The 18773-nt window shown below is 72.4% G+C and carries 20 protein-coding genes; 8 read left to right on the top strand and 12 right to left on the bottom strand.

The features are described from left to right. Positions 1-2 precede the first annotated feature (2 nt). Positions 3-299: a hypothetical protein gene (locus tag ACQPZX_RS18600; RefSeq protein ID WP_433382255.1), complete on the top strand. Its 297-nt coding sequence runs from the start codon at positions 3-5 to the stop codon at positions 297-299. Positions 300-649: 350 nt separating this feature from the next. Here ACQPZX_RS18600 and ACQPZX_RS18595 read toward each other — a convergent pair whose 3' ends face one another. Both ACQPZX_RS18595 and ACQPZX_RS18590 read right to left on the bottom strand, forming a co-directional pair. Next, positions 650-1033, bottom strand: a complete 384-nt coding sequence (locus ACQPZX_RS18595) for an effector-associated constant component EACC1 (protein WP_433382252.1) — start codon at positions 1031-1033, stop codon at positions 650-652. A 64-nt stretch (positions 1034-1097) separates the two neighbouring features. Next, a complete protein-coding gene (locus tag ACQPZX_RS18590) occupies positions 1098-1829 on the bottom strand; it encodes a nucleotidyltransferase domain-containing protein (RefSeq protein WP_433382250.1) in 732 nt (243 codons plus the stop codon). A 107-nt stretch (positions 1830-1936) separates the two neighbouring features. On the opposite strand from ACQPZX_RS18590, the gene ACQPZX_RS18585 reads away from it, so the two are divergent. Next, on the top strand, positions 1937-3799 hold the full coding sequence (locus tag ACQPZX_RS18585) for a serine/threonine-protein kinase (protein WP_433382247.1): 1863 nt from the start codon (positions 1937-1939) through the stop codon (positions 3797-3799). Between the two features lie 122 nt (positions 3800-3921). Here the strand turns inward: ACQPZX_RS18585 and ACQPZX_RS18580 are convergent, their stop codons facing one another. Beyond that, positions 3922-6441: a Tex family protein gene (locus ACQPZX_RS18580; protein ID WP_433382244.1), complete on the bottom strand. Its 2520-nt coding sequence runs from the start codon at positions 6439-6441 to the stop codon at positions 3922-3924. Next, positions 6438-7436, bottom strand: a complete 999-nt coding sequence (locus tag ACQPZX_RS18575) for a LuxR C-terminal-related transcriptional regulator (RefSeq protein ID WP_433382241.1) — start codon at positions 7434-7436, stop codon at positions 6438-6440. Before ACQPZX_RS18575 ends, ACQPZX_RS18580 begins: the two co-directional genes overlap by 4 nt. 61 nt (positions 7437-7497) lie before the next feature. Here ACQPZX_RS18575 and ACQPZX_RS18570 point away from each other — a divergent pair, with 61 nt between their 5' ends. After that, positions 7498-8217, top strand: a complete 720-nt coding sequence (locus tag ACQPZX_RS18570) for a PP2C family protein-serine/threonine phosphatase (RefSeq protein WP_433382238.1) — start codon at positions 7498-7500, stop codon at positions 8215-8217. Between the two features lie 182 nt (positions 8218-8399). Here the strand turns inward: ACQPZX_RS18570 and ACQPZX_RS18565 are convergent, their stop codons facing one another. The 4 genes from ACQPZX_RS18565 to ACQPZX_RS18550 form a co-directional block, all read right to left on the bottom strand. Continuing rightward, the gene (locus tag ACQPZX_RS18565) at positions 8400-8750 is read right to left on the bottom strand and encodes a hypothetical protein (RefSeq protein ID WP_433382235.1); all 351 of its coding nucleotides are present in this window, start codon (positions 8748-8750) and stop codon (positions 8400-8402) included. Positions 8751-8765: 15 nt separating this feature from the next. Continuing rightward, positions 8766-9131, bottom strand: a complete 366-nt coding sequence (locus tag ACQPZX_RS18560; RefSeq protein ID WP_433382232.1) for an MmcQ/YjbR family DNA-binding protein — start codon at positions 9129-9131, stop codon at positions 8766-8768. A gap of 464 nt (positions 9132-9595) precedes the next feature. After that, complete coding sequence (locus ACQPZX_RS18555; protein ID WP_433382229.1) at positions 9596-9913, bottom strand: type II toxin-antitoxin system PemK/MazF family toxin; 318 nt, start codon at positions 9911-9913, stop codon at positions 9596-9598. Further along, positions 9907-10137, bottom strand: coding sequence for a hypothetical protein (locus ACQPZX_RS18550; protein ID WP_433382226.1), 231 nt, complete (start codon positions 10135-10137; stop codon positions 9907-9909). Before ACQPZX_RS18550 ends, ACQPZX_RS18555 begins: the two co-directional genes overlap by 7 nt. A gap of 38 nt (positions 10138-10175) precedes the next feature. On the opposite strand from ACQPZX_RS18550, the gene ACQPZX_RS18545 reads away from it, so the two are divergent. Next, positions 10176-11510, top strand: coding sequence for an MFS transporter (locus tag ACQPZX_RS18545; protein WP_433382223.1), 1335 nt, complete (start codon positions 10176-10178; stop codon positions 11508-11510). 31 nt (positions 11511-11541) lie between these two features. Further along, positions 11542-11787 (top strand): PspC domain-containing protein, encoded by a 246-nt coding sequence (locus ACQPZX_RS18540; protein WP_433382220.1) that lies wholly within the window; start codon positions 11542-11544, stop codon positions 11785-11787. Here ACQPZX_RS18540 and ACQPZX_RS18535 read toward each other — a convergent pair. The 4 genes from ACQPZX_RS18535 to ACQPZX_RS18520 are packed head-to-tail and all read right to left on the bottom strand — an operon-like array spanning position 11762 to position 16310. Further along, complete coding sequence (locus ACQPZX_RS18535; RefSeq protein ID WP_433382217.1) at positions 11762-12688, bottom strand: cytochrome c biogenesis CcdA family protein; 927 nt, start codon at positions 12686-12688, stop codon at positions 11762-11764. The two genes, ACQPZX_RS18540 and ACQPZX_RS18535, sit on opposite strands and share 26 nt — an antisense overlap. Further along, positions 12689-13216 carry a redoxin domain-containing protein gene (locus tag ACQPZX_RS18530; RefSeq protein ID WP_433385314.1) on the bottom strand — a complete coding sequence of 176 codons (528 nt, stop codon included), beginning with the start codon at positions 13214-13216 and terminating at the stop codon, positions 12689-12691. 5 nt (positions 13217-13221) lie between these two features. Beyond that, complete coding sequence (locus tag ACQPZX_RS18525; protein WP_433382214.1) at positions 13222-14697, bottom strand: NADH-ubiquinone oxidoreductase-F iron-sulfur binding region domain-containing protein; 1476 nt, start codon at positions 14695-14697, stop codon at positions 13222-13224. Continuing rightward, positions 14694-16310: a translation initiation factor III gene (locus tag ACQPZX_RS18520; protein WP_433382211.1), complete on the bottom strand. Its 1617-nt coding sequence runs from the start codon at positions 16308-16310 to the stop codon at positions 14694-14696. Before ACQPZX_RS18520 ends, ACQPZX_RS18525 begins: the two co-directional genes overlap by 4 nt. Positions 16311-16714: 404 nt before the next feature. On the opposite strand from ACQPZX_RS18520, the gene ACQPZX_RS18515 reads away from it, so the two are divergent. The 3 genes from ACQPZX_RS18515 to ACQPZX_RS18505 all read left to right on the top strand — a co-directional run bounded on the left by ACQPZX_RS18515 (position 16715) and on the right by ACQPZX_RS18505 (position 18772). Beyond that, positions 16715-17533 carry a hypothetical protein gene (locus ACQPZX_RS18515; protein WP_433382208.1) on the top strand — a complete coding sequence of 273 codons (819 nt, stop codon included), beginning with the start codon at positions 16715-16717 and terminating at the stop codon, positions 17531-17533. 53 nt (positions 17534-17586) lie between these two features. Further along, complete coding sequence (locus ACQPZX_RS18510; protein WP_433382205.1) at positions 17587-18204, top strand: DUF305 domain-containing protein; 618 nt, start codon at positions 17587-17589, stop codon at positions 18202-18204. Positions 18205-18349: 145 nt separating this feature from the next. After that, entirely contained in the window at positions 18350-18772 is a 423-nt protein-coding gene (locus ACQPZX_RS18505) for an ester cyclase (RefSeq protein WP_433382202.1), read from the top strand. The last annotated feature ends 1 nt before the right edge of the window (position 18773 follow it).

Raw genomic sequence — 18773 nt, 5'->3', positions numbered from 1 at the left:
GGATGCGGGAGCAGGTTGCGCTGATCCAGGATTGGGCCGATCACAACGCCGAGGCCGCCGCGGAGGTGGCAGCGGCGTACGGCGAGGCCGCCGCCGCGCTGGACGGCAACCCTTACGAGGCGGAGCGGGTGCTGCGCGGTTTCGTCCGCCGGTTGAACGCGCTGCAGAGCGAGGACGACTACCTGGTCGAGCACAATCGCCACGAGGACGCCGAGGAGGCGTACTTCTTACTGGCCGCCCGAGCCGACGCCGACCTGGACGAGGCCCGCGGGTGGTTCGACGACGAGCGCGATTTCTGATTTCGTACGGGCCAGGCAAGGCGCACCGGCTCAGGCTCCCTGACGGGAACATCCCGCGCCGGCAGCACCCAGTGCACGTTGCGCCCGCTGTAGCAGCAGTCCAGCATCAGTACCTTCTGCCGGGAGCCGCTAGCCTCCATGTCTCGTTGATCTGCTCGCCGGAGACCGCGGTACAGGTCGGCGATGGCCCGCCCGACGACGTGGTGCGGCTCGTTGACCAGCAGCGTCGCGTCGAAATCGGCGATCTGCGCGGCGCCTCGGCGTCGGCGGCCGGGGCGGTCAAGCGCCGCCGGCCCGTGTCGTCGTGCCGGTCGGTGGCTACGCGCAGGGCGCTGCGGGCCGGAGGCGTCTCAGGGCTTCTGGTGTCTCTGCACGTAGGCGCGGAGCAGCTCGGCCCGCTCGGCGGCCGTGGCGCTCTCCAGCTCGATGGTGTCGCCGTCGATGGTGAGCGCGATGCGACGGCGACGGCCCTGGCGCGCGAGCCACTCGCGCAGGGTCTCGACCACCACGGTGAGCGCTCCCCCGCCCGCGCCGAGCGCTATGGCGATCTCGCCCAGCGCGGCGCCGTCGATGGCCTTGCTGCCCTCGGGGGCGCGGGCGCCGGCGGCGCGGCGCACGTCGTCGACGTCGAGCTCGCGCAGCTCGCGGATCAGGTTGGCGGTGGCTCGCTCGAGATCCTCGTCGTCGACCTCGGGCGGGGCGGTGAGCGCGACGTGCATCTCGAGCCGGTCCATGACCGTGATCGTAGGGAGCCGGGACGCGCAGGTCAGCGGCCAAGTCAGCTGTCGGACACGAGAGTCACCCGAGCAGCCGGGTGAGCTGCTCACGCATCAGGCCCCGCACGAGTACGGCACGGGCGCGAACCTCGGGATCGGTGAGCTCCACCCGCTCCCCGGCCCGCCGGCGGCGGATCTCGGCGGTCAGGCTTTCGGGGACGCCCAGTGACGGGAGCCGGTCGATCGCCTCGCGCTTGGTGATCAGGCGGCCGGTCGCGATCGTGACGTCCGCCCGGGAGACGGTGGTGAGGCCGAGGTCGACGTGCAGGTCGGTGCGCCACACCCGGGCCCGGCGGACCGCGCCGGTCCAGTAGCCGCGCAGCTCGGCCCGGGCGGCCCCGGCGAGCTCGTCCCGGCCGACCGGGGGCACCAGCTCGGCCGGCGACGGGCCGTAGACGGTGACGCCGAACTGGTGCAGCTCGGCCCGGGAGATGCCGCTCAACGGCCGGCGGAACATGCGCTCGTGCGCCCAGTTGACATGCTTCCGGCCGACATCGGAAATATCCGGCAATGACACGTACGCGCAATGCAGTTTTGCCACGCCCAGAGTGCGATGCAGTGAGCGCAACCTATCCCTCCGCGTCCGCGTCAGCGGCGCGCCGATGACCGCGACCAGGTCGAGGTCGCTGATCCCGGGCCGGTAGTCGCCGGAGCCGATCGAGCCGCCGGCATAGAACGCGGTCACCCCGGCCATCTGCCGGATCGCGGCGGCGAAGCGCGGCACGACCGGCGCGACCGAGAGGCGTTCGTCCATGGACCCAGCATGACGCTGTTCGGCCACAAAGGTCCGGGTGTCTCTACGTCGGCGGCGACTTCGGCAGATAGAGTGACGTCTCCAAGTTCGGGGGGACGGGGACGATCATGCCTGCGGAGACTACGGAGCCACTGCGCCCGTACGATCCGCGCACCCTCGGAACGTACGAGATCGTCGGCCGGCTCGGCGAGGGCGGCATGGGCACGGTCTACCTGGCCCGCACGGAGGCCGGGGTGCTGGTCGCCGTCAAGATGGTGCGCGCCGATCTCGCGCCCGACGACGAGTTCCGCCGCCGGTTCCGCAGCGAGGTCGCCAGCGCCCGGCTGGTCCCGCCGTTCTGCACCGCCGAGGTGCTCGACGCCGACCCCGATCACGACCGGCCGTACCTGGTGGTCGAGTACGTCGACGGGCCCACCCTCGCCGAGGTCGTCGAGGAGCGCGGGCCGCTGACCTCGGCCAACCTGCACAGCGTCGCGATCGGCGTGGCCACCGCGCTGACCGCGATCCACGGCGCCGGCGTGATCCACCGCGATCTCAAGCCGCGCAACGTGCTGCTCGCGCCCGGCAGCCCCAAGGTGATCGACTTCGGCATCGCGCGGGCCATGGAGTCGACCGGCGGCAACACGGCCGGCGGCCAGATGGTCGGCACGGTGGCGTACATGGCGCCGGAGCGCTTCGGCGACGGCGACGACCCGCTGACGCCGGCGGCGGACATCTTCGCGTGGGGCGGCGTGGTGGCGTACGCGGGAACCGGCCGCACCCCGTTCGCGGCCGACTCGCCGCCGGCCACCGCGGCCCGGATCCTCACCCAGCCGCCCGACCTGTCCGGCCTGACCGGGCCGTTGCGCGAGCTGGTCGGGCACGCCCTCGAGAAGGACCCGGCAAACAGGCCGAGCGCCCGAGAGCTGCTCGACCTGCTGATCTCCGGCCCGTCCCGCCCCGCCGCCGCCAAGGCGGCCCTGGCCGACCAGCCCGACCTGCGCGCCGCGGCCGCCGAGGCCCAGGCCGTGACGGGCGTGGCCGCCGACGCGCCGTCAGACTCGGGCGCGGCACTCGTCTCCGGCGCGGCATCCGTCTCCGGCGCGGCGTCCGTCTCGGGCGTGACGGCGGCGCGAGTCGACGATGTCGAGGCGGACGCCCCGACCAGCGCCGTTCCGATCAGCGTCCCGACCGGGCTGGTGGGCTACGACGAGAACTCGATCGTCACCGTGCCGATCTCCGAGATGCCGATGCCGCTGCCCGGCCCTCCCCCGCCCGAGCCGGGCCGCCGCTGGTTCCTGCCGGCGGCGGTGGCCGCGCTCATCCTGGCCGTGGTCGCCGGCGCGCTGATGGTCATCCTCGACGGCCCGCCCGGCAAGGCGGCCGACGCGGTCGGGCCGCTGCCGAGCTTCGCGGGGAGCCGGCCGGCCGGCGAGTCACTGATCATCGACGACGACCTGAGCCACCAGCGCTACTGGCAGGCCAACGCTCTCGCCACCGAGAAGGCCGACTGCGCCTTCGCGAACGGCGCGCTGGTGGCCCGGCGCGCCGAGAGGGGCCTGTACCGCTGCGCCGGCCCCGAGGACGACGTGCCCGCCGACTTCCGCGCCGAGGTGAGCGTGCGGCTGCTGACCGCCGACAGCTGTGCCGGGGTCTGGTTCCGGTTCACGCCGTGGAAGGGCTATCTGATCCGGGTCTGCGCCAACAAGATCTCGGTCGGCACGCACAAGTCGCCGGGCGGGATCACCACGATCCGCTCGTTCCCGCTCGACCAGCCTCTCGCGGTGGGCGGCGCCCCCGCCCGGATCGCCTTGCGCGCCGTCGGCACCGAGCTCCAGCTGGAACGGGACGGCTCGGCGCTGGGCACGGTCCCGCTGACCGACCCCGAGATAGTCGGCGGCAAGCTGATGCTCGGCGTCTACACCGACGGCGGCGTGCCGAAGGCCGGCCCCTACGAGGTCGCCTTCAGCAACGTCCGCATCTGGGGCTGACGCCCAGCCGCCCGAGCGCCGACGGCCGCACGGGCCGCGCCGGAACGCGGCCCGCCGCCACGCCCAGCCGGGCCGGCGGCCGCGCCGGGAGGCCGGGCTCACGGCCCGGCCTCGACGCGACCTCAATCCTTGATCAGGCCGGCCCGGCGCAGCGCCGCCGCCATCTCGTCGTTGACCGGCCCCTGCTGCGGACGCTGACCGCCGCCCTGGCGCTGGCCGCCCCGGTCGCCGCGCTGCCCGCCGCCCTGACGCTGACCGCCGCCGCCCTGGCCGCCGCGATCGCCACGGTCGCCGCGCTGCCCGCCCTGACCGCCGCCACGCTGGCCGCCCTGAGCACCGCCACGCTGCCCGCCGCCGCCCTGACGCTGCTGACCGCCAGCACCGCCACCGCCACCGCCGCCACCGCCGCCACCGCCGCCACCGCCGCCCTGGCGCTGCTGCCCGGGACGCCCGTCCTCGCGAGGCCGCCGCTGGGCCGGCTCGTCCGTCAGCCGCATGGTGAGCGAAATACGCTTCCGCGCCTCATCCACCTCAACAACCCGAACTTTCACGACATCGCCCGATTTGACGACCTCGCGCGGGTCCTTCACGAACGTGTTGGAGAGCGCCGACACGTGCACCAACCCGTCCTGGTGCACGCCGATGTCGACGAACGCCCCGAACGCCGCCACGTTGGTCACCACGCCCTCGAGAACCATCCCGGGCGTGAGGTCCGAGATCTTCTCCACGCCCTCGGCGAAGGTCGCCGTCGTGAACTCGGGCCGCGGGTCCCGCCCCGGCTTGTCCAGCTCGCGCAGGATGTCGGTAACGGTCGGCAGACCGACGGCGTCGGTCACGAACTGCTCCGGCCGCAGCGCGCGCAGCAGCGGGCTGTTCCCGATCAGCGACTTGATGTCCGCGTTCGCCGTCGCCAGGATCGTCCTGACCACCGGGTACGACTCGGGGTGCACCGCCGACGCGTCGAGCGGGTCGTCGCCGTCGGGGATCCGCAGGAAGCCCGCGCACTGCTCGAACGCCTTGGGCCCGAGCCGCGCCACCTTCTTGATGTCGCCGCGGGTTCTGAACGGGCCGTTCGAGTCGCGGTGCAGCACGATGTTCTCCGCCAGTCCCGCGCCGATACCCGACACCCGGGTCAGCAGCGGCGCCGACGCGGTGTTGACGTCCACGCCGACCGCGTTCACACAGTCCTCGACCACCGCGTCCAGCGACTTCGAGAGCTTCGACTCGGAGAGGTCGTGCTGGTACTGCCCGACGCCGATCGAGCGCGGGTCGATCTTCACCAGCTCGGCGAGCGGGTCCTGCAGGCGGCGGGCGATCGAGACCGCGCCGCGCAGCGACACGTCCATGCCCGGGAGCTCCTGCGCCGCGTACGCCGAGGCGCTGTAGACCGACGCGCCCGCCTCCGACACCATCACCTTGGTCAGTTTCGCCTCGGGGTGCCGCTTGATCAGTTCGCCGGCCAGCTTGTCGGTCTCGCGGGACGCGGTGCCGTTGCCGATCGCGATCAGGTCGACGTTGTGCACCGAGGCCAGCGCGGCCAGCCGGTGGATCGACTCGTCCCACTTGTTCTGCGGGACGTGCGGGTAGATCACATCGGTTGCGACGACCTTGCCGGTCGCGTCGACGACGGCGACCTTCACGCCGGTGCGGAAGCCCGGGTCGAGGCCCATGGTCGAGCGGGTGCCGGCCGGCGCGGCGAGGAGCAGGTCGCGCAGGTTGGCGGCGAAGACGCGGACCGCCTCGTCCTCGGCCGCCTGCCACAGGCGCACCCGCAGGTCGGCGCCGAGGTGGATCAGGACGCGGGTGCGCCAGGCCCAGCGGACCGTGTCGATGAGCCAGCGGTCGCCGGCCCGCCCGTGGTCGGAGATGTTGTTGCGCCCGGCGATGCGGGCCTCGAAGTAGCCCTCGTCCTCCTCCGGGTGCGGTTCCATGGTGAGGTCGAGGACCTCCTCCTTCTCACCGCGGAACATGGCCAGGATGCGGTGGGAGGGCAGTTTCGCGTACGGCTCGGCGAAGTCGAAGTAGTCGGCGAACTTCGCCCCGTCGGTCTGCTTGCCGTCGCGCACCTTGGCGACCAGCCGCCCCCGGGTCCACATCTGCTCGCGCAGGTCGCCGATCAGGTCGGCGTCCTCGGCGAACCGCTCGATCAGGATCGCCCGCGCCCCGTCCAGCGCGGCGGCCTCGTCGGCCACGCCCTTCTCGGCGTCGACGAAGGCCGCAGCCGTCACCCGAGGGTCGAGCGCCGGGTCACCGAGCAGGGCGTCGGCGAGCGGCTCGAGGCCGGCCTCGCGGGCGATCTGCGCACGCGTACGCCTCTTCGGCTTGTACGGCAAGTAGATGTCCTCGAGCCGCGCCTTGGAGTCGGCGGCGAGGATGGCCTGCTCGAGCGCGTCGTCGAGCTTGCCCTGCGAGCGGATCGACTCCAGCACCGCGGCCCGGCGCTCCTCCAGCTCACGGAGGTAACCAAGCCGCTCCTCGAGGGTGCGCAGCTGCGTGTCGTCGAGGGCGCCGGTCACCTCCTTGCGGTAGCGGGCGATGAACGGCACCGTGGCTCCGCCGTCGAGCAGTTCGACGGCCGCGGTGACCTGGCCGTCGCGGACCCCGAGCTCCGAGGCGATGCGCTGATGGATAGCTGTCGTCACGCCGACGATTGTGACCGAGCCGCTCGGGGGTTGTCGCGCCACCCCGCTTGATGATCACCCGAGCGGCGTCCGGAGAGGGCCCAGAGCGCCGCCTCGGTGCGCGACGCGGCGCCCGTCTTGCGGAGCAGATTGGAGACGTGAACCGTCACGGTTCGCACGGAAATGCCCAGCGCCGACGCGATCTGCTTGTTCGCCATCCCCTCGGCGATCAGGCCCAGCACCTCACGCTCGCGGGCGGTGAGGTCGGCCGCCGGCGTCCGCAGCACGTCGGCCCCCTCCACCGCGAGCAGCTCCGTCAGCCGGTAGGGGTTGCCCTCGGTGCGCCGCCAGATGGCCTCGGCCAGCTCCGGCGATGACGCTTCGGACCCGTACACGTGCTGGAGAATTTGACCGACCTCGGCCGGAAGCAGACCGCTCAGATGTCGCCGCACGGCGCCCGGTGTGCCGCCCAGACGGGCGAGGGTGCGCTCGGTGAGCTGCGGGGAGACGGCCGCCCCCGGAGGCTGACTGGTCACCAGCAGGAGCGCCGGGAGGTCCGTCGTGGCGAGCTCGGCGATCAGGTTCAGGCTGGCGGGGTCAAGAGCATGAAGATCCTCCACCACGAGTACGGCCTCAGCACGGCCGACGAGGTGGCGGACCACACTGACCGCGATGCGCAGCAGGGCGTCGGGAGTGTACCGCTCACGGGGGACATCAGGGTCCTGTTTGAGCCAGGACAGCGCGTCCGGTGGCACGTCGAGCCCGCGCGTGTCCCGCCCGGCCAGCACCGCGGCGAGCCAGTCGTAGGGCGCCGGCGAGTGCACCCGGGCCGTGCCGGCGAGCACGCTGGTCTTCTCCTGCTCGCGCAGGAACGCCGCCACCAGGGCACTTTTCCCTGTTCCGGCGGCACCTGTGACGACCGCCGCGATCGGCTCCCGGTGTGCGCGCACGCGGGACCACGCCCGCCGCAGCTCCTCCACCGCGGGCGCCCGACCCACCATCGGCATCGCCATCATCAACACACACTACGTAGGAGGTACTAGAGACATCTCCTCAGGCCTTTGGCAGTCTTGTCACATGACGCTTGTCGTTCGGGCGGTCGCCGCCACCGATCAGGGCCTCGTGCGGTCCAACAACGAAGACGCGGTGTTCGTCGGAAACCGCCTCCTCGTGGTGGCGGACGGCATGGGCGGGCTGCCCGCCGGCGAGCTGGCCAGCGACATCCTGGTGCAGGCGCTCGGCGTGGTCGACGAGATGCCCGACACCGGCGAGCCGCTGCAGGACCTGATCGCCGCGCTCACCACGGCCAACGAGCGCATCGAGGCCGCCGTGGCCGACGACGACGCCCGCGACGGCATGGGCACGACGGTGACCGCGTTGCTGCTCTCCGGCGAGCGCATGGCCGCGCTGAACGTCGGCGACTCAAGGTGCTATCTGGTCCGCGACGGCGAGCTGACCCAGATCACCAAGGACGACACGTACGTCCAGGCCTTGGTCGACCAGGGCGTCCTCACCCCCGACGACGCCCGCCGCCACCCGCAGCGCGCCCTGGTGACGCAGGCGGTCCAGGGTGGCCCGTTCCGCCCCGCGGGCCGCATGGTGCCGGTGGTGCCCGGCGACCGTTTCCTGTTGTGCAGCGACGGCCTGTCCGACTATGTGGAGGACAGCGTCATCCTGCAGACTCTGCTCAGCAACGCCGACCGCAAAACGGCGGCGGCCGAGCTGGTCCACCGCACTTTGGAAAACGGCGCCCCCGACAACGTAACCGTAATCGTCGCCGACATCACCGACGCCTGAGCGAGCCCCCGACCTCGCCCCGCCGTCCCCGGGTCCACACGCCGCCCGACCTCGCCCCGCCGTCCCCGGGTCCACGCCGCCCGACCTCGCCCCGCCGTCCCCGGGTCCACGCCGCCCGACCTCGCCCCGCCGACCTCGCCCCGCCGACCTCGCCCCGCGCCCCCGGCCCCGCGCGGCCGACCTCAGGGCGCGACCCAGCCGGCGCTCTTGCAGGCAGCCGTGAGGTCGTCGGCGGCCTTCTTCCACGCCGAGCCGCCGTCGCTCGCCGCGTTGCCCATCGAGGCGGCCGTCTGCTGGATCGCCTTGTTGTCGGTCTTGCCCGACGAAGCCGTCACCTTGTCGGCGAGCGACAGCCGCTCCGGTTTGGTCTCGGCCTTCGGATAGCCCGAGCCGAAGTCGTCGCAGGCCTGCTGCCCCGCCGCATCGAGCCCGGTGTGCTGCTCGTCCTCCCGTGAGTTGCTGACCATGATCGCGATGACGATCAGCGCCACGACCGCGACGACCGTGACCACACGCTTGGAGGGCTTCTTCACACCCGTTGTTCTACCCTACTGTCCACCGTCGAGCTTCACGATCAACCCCTTCGGCGCGATGGCCCGATAGGCGTCCGCGCACACTTCGGCGATCTCGTCCCAGTCCGGATCCCCATCGAGCCGCACCCCGACCCACCCCCGGTGCCCCACATAGGGCGGCCGGAAGAACCGCTCCGGATCAGCCGCGATCAACTCCTCCTGCGCTCCCACCGGCGCCGCACACCACATCTGCGGAAACTCGTCCCGGTGATGCCCGTCCACCATCAAATGCACAAACCCACGCTTCCCACGTACGAAGAACGCCGGCGACCCATGACTGTCCCGCTCGCTGACCTCAGGCAGCCCGAGACAGATCCCCCGCACCCGCTCCTCGATCCCCACGCCGCTCCCCTCCTCGCCGCCCCTGCCACCGCCACCGCCGCCGCCCGCGCGCCCGTGCCCGCGCCCGCGCCCGCGCCCGCGCCCGCGCCCGCGCCCGCGCCCATGATGAACTCCCGCGCCCAACACGCCGCAACTCATCAACGCCCGCCGGCTCGTGCCGAGATCATGATGAACTCCCACGCCCGGCACGCCGCAACTCATCAACGCTCGCCCGCCGCGGCCACCCGCGCCCGCCGCCGCCCACGCACACCGCCGCCCACGCACACCGCCGCCCACGCACACCGCCGCGCAAGCGAATCATGATGAAACGCCGTCCCCAGCGCGCGGCAACTCATCAACGCTCAACGGCGTGACGGTGTCCAGCTGCCACCCGGTCGACATATCAGATATTTCCGGCTGCCGACGGGCCGCCGCGCTGGCGCGAGCCGCTGGGCCGGCGCGAGCCAGCACGCAAGCGCGAGCAGCTACGCCAGTTCCAGGAAGTCGCGCAGGGCGGACTCGACCGCGTTCATCGTGCCGGGCGCCGCATAGCCCAGGTTTTCCTTGAGCGAGCCCCGGTCGAGGATCTGCACCAGGCTCGGGATGCTCACCGAACCGCCGGGCAGAGGGTCGTCGTGGCAAAGATGGACGCCGAGAGGGTTCTGCTGGGGCAGGTCTGGCACGATCACCAGCGCCCACACGGCCAGCTCCGGGACGGCGTTGTACTCGTCGTTGCTGATCACCAGGACGTGGTGGAGCGCGTCGCCGCGGATCAGGGACCAGATCTGGCCTCGCCTCACCATCGGGCGCCGCGCAGGGCGATCTCGTTGCTGTCCTCGGCCTCCCAGCAGGCGCCGGTGCCCCGCAGGTACCGCGCGTAGCCCTGGGCCGCGGCCCGCTGCCGTGCCCGCCGGGCCTCGGGAAGCATCCGCCGCACGGCGTCGGTGACGGCCGCCGACGCGTTGCCCTGGCTCTGCAGGTAGGCCGCGACGTCGTCGGGCACGCTGATGCTGAGCTTGACGGTCATACTTTCATCCTACCGACGACCCTGGGGAGGGCCCGAAGTTGGACCACGCGACGAAGAGGCGCCGTGCCGCGCTGTTCGCCCTGTTCTTCCTGCCGGGGCTCGGGATCGCCTCGTGGATGACCCGCACGCCGGACATCCGCGATCTCCTCGGGGCGTCCACGGCCGAGATGGGCTTCATCCTGTTCGGGCTCTCGGTCGGCTCGATGGCGGGCATCCTCAGCTCGGCGCGGCTGGTCGCCCGCTGGGGCACCCGCCCGGTGGTCGCCCTCGGCACCGGCCTGGGCGTGGCCGGCGTGCCGCTGGCCGGGATCGGCATCGCCGTGCCGAGCGCGGTGCTGGCCGCCGCCGGGCTCGCGCTGTTCGGGCTGGGCATCGGCTGCGGCGAGGTGGCCATGAACATCGAGGGCGCCGAGGTGGAGCGCCATCTCGGCCGGTCGGTGCTGCCGGCGATGCACGGCTTCTTCAGCCTCGGCACGGTGGTCGGCGGGCTCGCGGGCCTGGGCCTCACCGCGATGCGGTTCCCGGTCGTCGCCCACCTGGTCGCCAACGGTGTCATCGCCGCGGTTGTGCTGGCCGCCGCGATCGGGTTCATCCCGCACGGCGTGGGACGGCAGGCGAGAAGCGCCACAGTCCGCACGCAGTCTGCGCCGGTCTGGCGGGACCCCCGGATGCGGCTGATCGGCGTGATCGTCCTGGCGCTGGCGCTCTCCGAGGGTGCGGCCAACGACTGGCTGCCGCTGATCATGGTCGACGGTCACGGCGCCGGCCCGGCCCTCGGCTCGGCGGTCTTCGTGGGCTTCGCCGCCGCGATGGCGCTCGGCCGCTTCGCCGGCGGCGCGGCCGTCAACCGGTTCGGGCGGGTGACCGCCCTGCGCGCCGGAATCCTGATCGGGGTCGCCGGCATCGCCCTGGTCGTCTTCGTCGACAACCGGCTGGTCGCGGTCGCCGCCGCCCTGCTGTGGGGCCTCGGCGCCGCCCTGGGGTTCCCGCTCGCGGTGTCGGCAGCGGGCGAAAGCGACGGCAACGCAGCGGCCGAGGGCAAGGCCGCAAGCGCGGAGACAGGCACGAGCGCGGGGACGAGCGCGGGCGCGGGGACGAGCGCGGGGACAGGCGCGGGAGAGGCCGCGCAGGCCGCCGCCCGGGTCTCCTTCGCCGCCACGGTCGGTTACAGCGCCTTCCTGGTCGGCCCGCCCACTCTCGGCCTGCTCGGCGACCACTTCGGCCTGCGCCGCGCGATGATCGTGGTGCTGGTCCTGGTCGCCCTGGCCGCGCTCGCCACCCCCGCCGTCCGGCCGGCGCCTCGGGGTGCGGAACTCAGGGACGCGTCAGGGCAGATCCCGATGTTGCCGAGCGCGGGAAACGGCGACTCTTGATGTACCAACCAGCGAGAAAGCGAGAAGAACAATGAACTCGGTGCACGACTCGATGACCCGCCAGGGCCTGGTCCGGCCGCAGGAGGGGCGATTCCTCGGCGGTGTCTGCGCCGGCCTCGCGCGGCGCTTCGGGCTCGACCCGTGGCTCACCCGTCTTCTGTTCGTCCTGGTGCTGCTGGCCATCCCGGGCAGCCAGATCCTGGTCTACCCGATCCTGTGGATCCTGATGCCCGCCGAGAAGCCCGCCTACGTCACCGCGTACCCGCCCGCCGTCTGATCCCAGCACGGAGCGCTGACGCAGGCGTAGCTGCCGCCGGACCGGTCCCTGCCCCACTCGGACCGTCCGGCGGCAGCGCCATCTCCCGGCGTTTTCTCAGACCCAGAGGCACCAGCACGAGTACGGCGAACAGCAGCGCGAAAATGAGCGGGCCGACCGCATCCACCACCCCGGCCAGCCAGCGCTGGACTTCTCCGGCCGCCGCGACGACCGGGTCGCGGCCCGCGAGCCGGATGTCCCGGGCCAGGCGTAGTTCGTACCAGCCGTAGTAGGCGACGTAGAGCCCTGAGATCACCAGGATCACCCCGCCGGCCCGGGGCACCACGGCGAGCAGCCGCCGGGCGCGGGTGACGAGCGAGACGCGCAGCAGGGCCACCGCCACGGCGGTCACCCCGACCACGAGACCCATCCCGGCCGCGTAGGACACGTACTGCAGCAGGCCCTCACCGATCGAGCCGGCCCGCAGGCCGGAGACCACGAGCGCGAGGAACGGCCCGGCGGCGCAGCCGAGCGAGGCGATCGCGTACGCCATCCCGAAGGCCACCATGGACCGGGTCGATCCGGTGAGCCGCGGTGCGCGTACGGTGGGAAACGCCGGAAGCGAACCGCCCAGGGTGAGCCACCCGCCGAGCCCGGCCAGGGCGAGGCCGAAGGCCACAGTGACCCACGGCAGGCGCGGCTGAATTTCCCCCGCCACCGGCGTCAGCAGCAGGCCGAAGGCGCCGAAGACGAGAACGTAGCCGGCGGTGAGCGCGGCCGTGCAGCGCAGCGCCCGCAAGACGGCACGCCGCGGCGAGAGCGTGTCGGCCGAGATCAGGACCGACAGGTACGCGGGGAGCAACGCGAAGCCGCAGGGGTTGACCGCGCCCAGCATGCCGGCCGTGAGCGCGAGCAGCACCATCTAGGCCACCATGGATTTGACCTGCTCGGTGAGCTGAAGGTCGTCCAGGTAGCCGGTCTTGAGGACCTTGCCGGCGCCGTCCAGGAAGACGTACGTGCTCTGCTGCGTGATCTTGAAGCGTTTCCAGATCGCGCCGGCCTGGTCATCGATGTGCGGGACGTTGCCGACGTTGAGGTCGGAGACGAACTCGTGCATCGCCTTGTTGTCGCCGAGCCCGGCGATGCCGAGGATGCCGAGCCGGCCCTGGTACTCGTTGGCCAGGTCGCTGATGCTCTGCGCCTCGGACGCGCAGGTCGCGCACCACGGCGCCCAGAACCACAGGATCGTGGGTCTGCCCGCCATAGTGGCCGCGTCGAAGCTCGCCCCGTCGAGGGTCTTGCCGGTGAAGCGCAGCGAGGCCGGAACCGCCGGCTTCCCCGCCGGCTTTTCGGCGGGGAGGGAAGCCGGCGTGATCGGTGCGGAGACCGGAGTCTCCGCCTTGGCCGCGCAGCCACTCATCACGGCCACCGCCGCCAGCGCCGCGAGCATCTTTCTCAAAGGCTTGCCTTGGCGTCGTCCAGCCGCAGCGCGAGGGCCGGGCACACGTTGACGGCCTTGCGGGCGCCCATCTCGAGCCACGGCGGCAGCGGCGTCTGCGGGAAGGCCGGGAAGCCGTTCGCGTCGAGCCGGATGATCTCGGGGGCGACGGCCGAGCAGAGGCCGTGACCGTCGCAGCGCGACCAGTCCAGCGCGAGCCTGCGGGCGCCGGTCTCCGCCGTGTACGGCAGCGGGAGGATGCCGCGCACCGCCTTGCCGCAGCCCTCGCCGTTGGTGTGCGCGTCGACGTCGCGGGCGAACACCTCGAGCGCGGAGAGCGCGAACCGGGCCGTGCCGTCGGGGTGGCTGCACGCGCCGCGGCCCTTGACCACGCCGGCGGCCTGGCGCACGTTCTCGACCGCGTTGCCGCCCAGCGACACCAGGGTGACCGCGCGCGCCAGGTCGGGCAGGCCGAGCCGGCACGGGCCGCACTGGCCGGCCGACTCGCCGGCCAGGTACTGCACGACCTGGGAGACCTCACCGAGCGGGCAGGTGTTCGAGCCGATCGGGATGAGCATGCCGGCGCCGAGCGTGCCGCCGACCTTCGCGAAGCCCTTGCGGGAGATCGTCACGGTCTTCGCGGCCTCGGCGGTGATCCACTTGCCGTGGTAGCCGCCGACCAGCAGGCCCGGGCCGATGTCGGCGCCGCACATGCTCAGCACGTCCATGAGCGGGGTGCCGCTGGGCGCCTCGACGACGGCCGGGTTGGAGGACGACCCGCCGACGGTCAGCATCACGGTGCCCGGCTCCTCGGGGATGCCGACCGCGTTGTACTCCCACGGCCCGAGCCGGGCCGCGATCGCGAGCTGCGAGTACGTCTCGGCGTTGGACAGCAGCGTGGGCAGGCCCATCACGCCGTTGTCGCTGGAGCGGACCTTGCGGCCGGGCGGGATGTGCGCCTCGCCGTTGATGCCGCGGACCAGCGCGCCGCCCTCGCCCGAGATGAACCGGTGCGGGACCGTGACGATCCGGGTCGGGCAGGGCATCCGCCGCTCGGCCAGGGCCGCGGTGATCGAGCTCTGGCCGATGCCGTCGTCGGCTATGCCGATGACGATCTCCTCGGCGTCCAGGGCGGCGGCCGCGAGCGCGGCGCCGTCCAGGATCAGGTGCGGCGCCCGGGTGAGGATCGCCTTGTCCTTCCAGGACGGCGGCTCGCCCTCGGTGCCGTTCACCACGATCACCGGCGGCAGGTCCTGCCGCCGGCAGGAGTCGAGCACCGCGCGGACCTTGCGGGCGAACGGGAAGCCCGCGCCGCCGCGGCCGCGCAGCTCGATCCGGTCGGCGAGCCCGATCAGCTCACCGGACGACAGCGCGGCGAACCCGCCGTGGACCTCCTGGTGGGCCAGGAGGTCCAGACGGCCGTACTCGTCCATGCCCGCGGTGATCCGCGGAACGCCGATCGCCGTGACCGGCGGAACCTGGGCGGTGCTCAATTCGCTTCCCCTCGCAGCTGCGACCAGTAGTCGTCGTCAGCGACGTCGTCGTTCCCGCGGCCGCGGCCGCCACGGCGAGCCCCCCGGCCCGCCGGCTCCTGATCCTGCTCGTGCCGCCGCTGCCGGCGGGAGGCCATGTCGACCAGCGTTGGCGTCTCGTCGTCCGCCAAGTCGACGAATCCGCTGCGGGTGTGCCGTCCGGAGTCGGCGCGGTCGATGTCGGCGCCCCGGTCGCGCCGTGCCCGGGGCGCATCCTCGACCTCGTCGGAGAACCGCGGCTCGTAGCGGGACGAGCGGCGGTCGTCCTCGTACCGGCCACCACGCTGGCGCGGCACGTCGTCGTAGTCGGGCTCGGCCCGGCGGCGCCCGCGCGGCGCGTCGTCGTACATCGGCATCGGCTCGTTGCCGGCGGCCCGGCGGCGGCGCGGCTGGGCCGGCTCGTCGAAGTCGTCGGCCTCGATGCGGCGCATCCGGGTGGAGGTGTCGTCCATCTCGACCCGGCGCATCCGGGTGCTGGTGTCGTCCATCTCGACCCGGCGCATGCGGGTGGAGGTGTCCTCCAGGTCGGGGCGGCGCATCCGCGAGCTGGTGTCCTCGAAGTCCGGGCGGCGCATGCGCGTGCTGGTGTCCTCGAGGTCGGGGCGGCGCATGCGGGTGCTCGTGTCCTCGCCGGGGTAGCGGCGGCCGCGGGGGCCCGGCTCGTCGTACTCGATCTCGTCCTCGAACCCACCACGGCGCTGGCGCGGCGGCCCGGCCGGGGCGACCATCTCCTCCCGGTGCTCGCGCGGCGGTGGTGGCAGCGCGGCCGGCTGGAAGGTGTCGACGACCGCGACCGGTCCCAGGACCTGCGGCTCGGGCTCGGGCTCGCGGCGGCGCGGCTTCTTCATGGCCGGGGAGCTGGTGGGCACCATGTTCCCGACCGGCTTCATCGCGCTCGCGCCGGCGGTGGAGGAGAAGTCCTTGTTGCGGTTGAGGCTGACCGAGAGGCGTACGGCCAGGCCGACCAGCACCGCGAGGATGCAGATGATGTAGCTGACGATGACCCACGGCTTGGCGGCGCGGCCGGCGGCGAGGCCGTGCACCAGGGCGATCGGCCACATCAGGTACGAGATGGAGTGGATCGCCCGCCACATCCAGGGCCGGCCGTTGCCGATGAAGCGGGACCGGGCGATACCGGTCCACATCACCATGATCATGATCCAGCCGGACAGCGTGCCGAAGCCGACGTACAGCCGGTTCCCCTGGCTGAGGAACGGCACGAAGATGTCGATCACCTTGATGTGCGACTCGGCGATCTTCGTCCAGACGTGGATGAACAGCGAGGTCACCGCGATCAGGCCGGTGGTGCGGTGGGTGGACTGCAACAGCACGCGTTGCCGGATCGACAGCACGAGCCGGTCGGTGGAGACCAGCCCGACCATGATCGTGACCGAGAGCGCCACGAGCGTGATCACGCCCATGTAGAACTCCGCGTACATGAAGAAGTAGATGTAACCGACGCGGCCGGGAGCGGTCATCATCGCGACCGCCCAGATCGCCGCGAGAACGCTGACGATCAGGATCAGCACGGCGCCCTTGGACGCCGGTTTGGTACCGGTAGCACCGACATCCACGGCCACACGATTGGCGGATCGCTGGTTGTTTCCTGTCCGGGCCATTGACTCCTCGTTCTCCGCAGCGGGTCACGTCCCGTTGGGCGTCGGGACGCCGGCATCCGTGGGGGATGCCCCGTGCTTCACGCTCTGCCGGGCAGGCTCCGGTCTCCCGGTCCCCGCCCATCCCCCATCTACGTGTGGCGTCCAGGTTCGGATGAACGTCTCGGGCCGAATTTGTCGGCTAGTTTCCACCCGGCCCGGCGACATAGCCTCTGAGCTGCGTGGACACGGTGTGGTAACGGACAACTAAGCAAAAAATAAGGTCCGCCGTAGAGTGACCCGGCGCACCGGGTGAACCTTTCAGGGTCCGGGCACGAACCATCCAGTGCGCACCTGCGAGCGGTTTTGAAGGAGGAAGGCTCATGCGACACCGGGCAGCCCGCGTGGCGGCACTGGTCGCCGCGTCTCTGACCTGCGCCCTTGCCGGGTGGGCGGCGCCGGCCTCGGCCGACGTCGACGGCTTCGCCGTGAACATCGGCCAGGCGCCGGGGACCATCACCATCGGTAAGCAAGCGCGCACCCTCACGGCCGTCGCCACCACCGACCGGCAGCGGCGCTGCTTCAAGGTGCGCTGGGCGCTGGTGATCAAGACCGAGGGCATCAGCCTCGACCAGGTCCGGGTCAACCGCGTGGAAAACGGACAGACCTTCGCCGTACGCGCGCAGCTGCGCGACGACCAGGCCCGGATCGTCGACGTGCAGGCCGACCCCGGCGAGCTCTGCCGTAACCGGACGGTCACCGGCCGCTGGGACGTCTCGTTCGTCGGCCCCGACGACGGCCGGGTCACCTTCGAGGCGCAGGCGCTCGACGGCGCGCGCGAGCTGAGCTCGGCCGAGGCCAGCAGCCGGGTGGTCACCGCGGTCGCGGCGAAGCCCAGCGCCAGCGCGTCGGCCTCGCCGTCGGCGTCGCCGACCGCCGCGGAGGAGGCCGTCGCCGACGACCAGGCGACGCCGGCCGCGGACCCGACCTCGGCCGCGGCGCTCAACCCGGCCTCGGGCACCCCGAGCGTGCTCGGTCCCGGCCTGATCATCGGGGCGGTGCTGGTCTTCCTGGGCGTGGCGTTGCTGCTGCGCATCCGGACCCGCAACCGCAAGGAGGAGCAGCAGCCGGCCTGGCAGGCCCAGACGCAGAACCTGCCGACGGGCTTCTACTCGATGCCGCAGCGCCGCCGCCGTCGCTGATTTCTTAGTTAAGACTGTTTACGGATGCGGGCGCCGGAGGCTACCTTCGGCACATGCGCCGGATATCGATCCTCCTCGCTGCGCTCCTGATGCTCGGCGCCTGCGGCGGCGCGCCGTCGCCCGCGCCGGCCACCACCACGGCGGACACCAGCAGGGCGGGCGAACGGCACGCGGCGGCGGACGTCGAGTTCGTACGCGCGCTGATCCCGCACCACGAGGAGGGGATCGCGCTGGCCCGGGCGGCGGCCTCGCGGGCGCCGGCCCGGACGCTGGCCGAGGCCATCATCGTCACCCAGCAGGACGAGATCGTGCGCATGACGGGCTGGCTGCGCGAATGGGGCGCGGCGGGCCCGGGGGCCGCTTCGGCGCAGGCCGCCGCGCCCGGCACGGCTCCCGCCCCGGCCGCAACCTCGGAGGCGGCAAAGGCCCCGGCCGCGGCCATGGGCTCAGCGGCGGCCGCGACCTCGGGGGCAGCCGCGGCGGGCTCTGGGGCCGTGGCCCCTCCCCCGGGCGATCCGGTGCGGGCGCTGATCGCTCATCAGGAGGAGGCGATCAAGCTGGCGCAGGCGGAGCAGGCGAACGGGACGAATCCGGCGGCGCTGGCGTTCGCCAGGCAGGTGATCGAGTCGCGGGCGGCGCAGATCGAGCAATTGCGCGGCTATCTGAGCTGAGGCGCAGGCTGACCCGCGGCACCTCGCGCGTCCTCCCGCATGCCTTGGCGCCGGCTGGGCGGGGGCTGTGCATCGGATCACGGAATGCGTTCGAATGATCCACGATGGGTTGCCACGATGGGCGATTTCGCATAGAACTTCGTGCATGCGGCCCAGGGAGATCGCGCAGGCTTGGTTTGACATGTGCCGGGAGGGAGATGAGCGACGGTTCGCCGAGTTGGCCACCGAGGACTTCGTCTGCCACGGGCCGGGCGGCACGGGCGACCGGGAGACGTTCATCGACTGGCTGCACTGGTACCCGACCGCCTTCGCGGACCAGCGACCCACCCTCGAGGACGTGATCGCCGACGGTGACCGGGTGGTGGCGCGCTACGTGGTGCGGTCCACCTATCGGGGCGGCTATCTGGACCTTCCGGCGCGAGGGCAGCACGTCGAGGAGACCGGGATCATCATCTACCGGCTCGACGGCGGCCGGGTGGCCGAGACGTGGTTCGAGGGCAACGACCTCGAGGTGGCCCAGCAGCTCGGCGGCCGGGTGCAGATGCAACTGGACGACCGCCTCGGCTGAC

The sequence above is a fragment of the Actinoplanes sp. CA-142083 genome, assembly GCF_050942195.1.
GTDB lineage: Bacteria > Actinomycetota > Actinomycetes > Mycobacteriales > Micromonosporaceae > Actinoplanes.
Note: the sequence above shows the minus strand (reverse complement) of the source record. Positions and strands in the feature narration are given on the sequence as shown.

Bases quoted from the DNA above. Each gene is read 5' to 3' on its own strand.
- ACQPZX_RS18505 (WP_433382202.1), top strand. From the start codon at position 18,350: ATGCGGCCCAGGGAGATCGCGCAGGCTTGGTTTGACATGTGCCGGGAG.
- ACQPZX_RS18595 (WP_433382252.1), bottom strand. From the start codon at position 1,033: ATGGACCGGCTCGAGATGCACGTCGCGCTCACCGCCCCGCCCGAGGTC.
- ACQPZX_RS18535 (WP_433382217.1), bottom strand. From the start codon at position 12,688: ATGGTGCTGCTCGCGCTCACGGCCGGCATGCTGGGCGCGGTCAACCCC.
- ACQPZX_RS18570 (WP_433382238.1), top strand. From the start codon at position 7,498: ATGACGCTTGTCGTTCGGGCGGTCGCCGCCACCGATCAGGGCCTCGTG.
- ACQPZX_RS18540 (WP_433382220.1), top strand. From the start codon at position 11,542: ATGAACTCGGTGCACGACTCGATGACCCGCCAGGGCCTGGTCCGGCCG.
- ACQPZX_RS18515 (WP_433382208.1), top strand. From the start codon at position 16,715: ATGCGACACCGGGCAGCCCGCGTGGCGGCACTGGTCGCCGCGTCTCTG.
- ACQPZX_RS18530 (WP_433385314.1), bottom strand. From the start codon at position 13,216: ATGCTCGCGGCGCTGGCGGCGGTGGCCGTGATGAGTGGCTGCGCGGCC.
- ACQPZX_RS18575 (WP_433382241.1), bottom strand. From the start codon at position 7,436: ATGATGGCGATGCCGATGGTGGGTCGGGCGCCCGCGGTGGAGGAGCTG.
- ACQPZX_RS18585 (WP_433382247.1), top strand. From the start codon at position 1,937: ATGCCTGCGGAGACTACGGAGCCACTGCGCCCGTACGATCCGCGCACC.
- ACQPZX_RS18510 (WP_433382205.1), top strand. From the start codon at position 17,587: ATGCGCCGGATATCGATCCTCCTCGCTGCGCTCCTGATGCTCGGCGCC.
- ACQPZX_RS18550 (WP_433382226.1), bottom strand. From the start codon at position 10,137: ATGACCGTCAAGCTCAGCATCAGCGTGCCCGACGACGTCGCGGCCTAC.
- ACQPZX_RS18600 (WP_433382255.1), top strand. From the start codon at position 3: ATGCGGGAGCAGGTTGCGCTGATCCAGGATTGGGCCGATCACAACGCC.
- ACQPZX_RS18590 (WP_433382250.1), bottom strand. From the start codon at position 1,829: ATGGACGAACGCCTCTCGGTCGCGCCGGTCGTGCCGCGCTTCGCCGCC.
- ACQPZX_RS18555 (WP_433382229.1), bottom strand. From the start codon at position 9,913: ATGGTGAGGCGAGGCCAGATCTGGTCCCTGATCCGCGGCGACGCGCTC.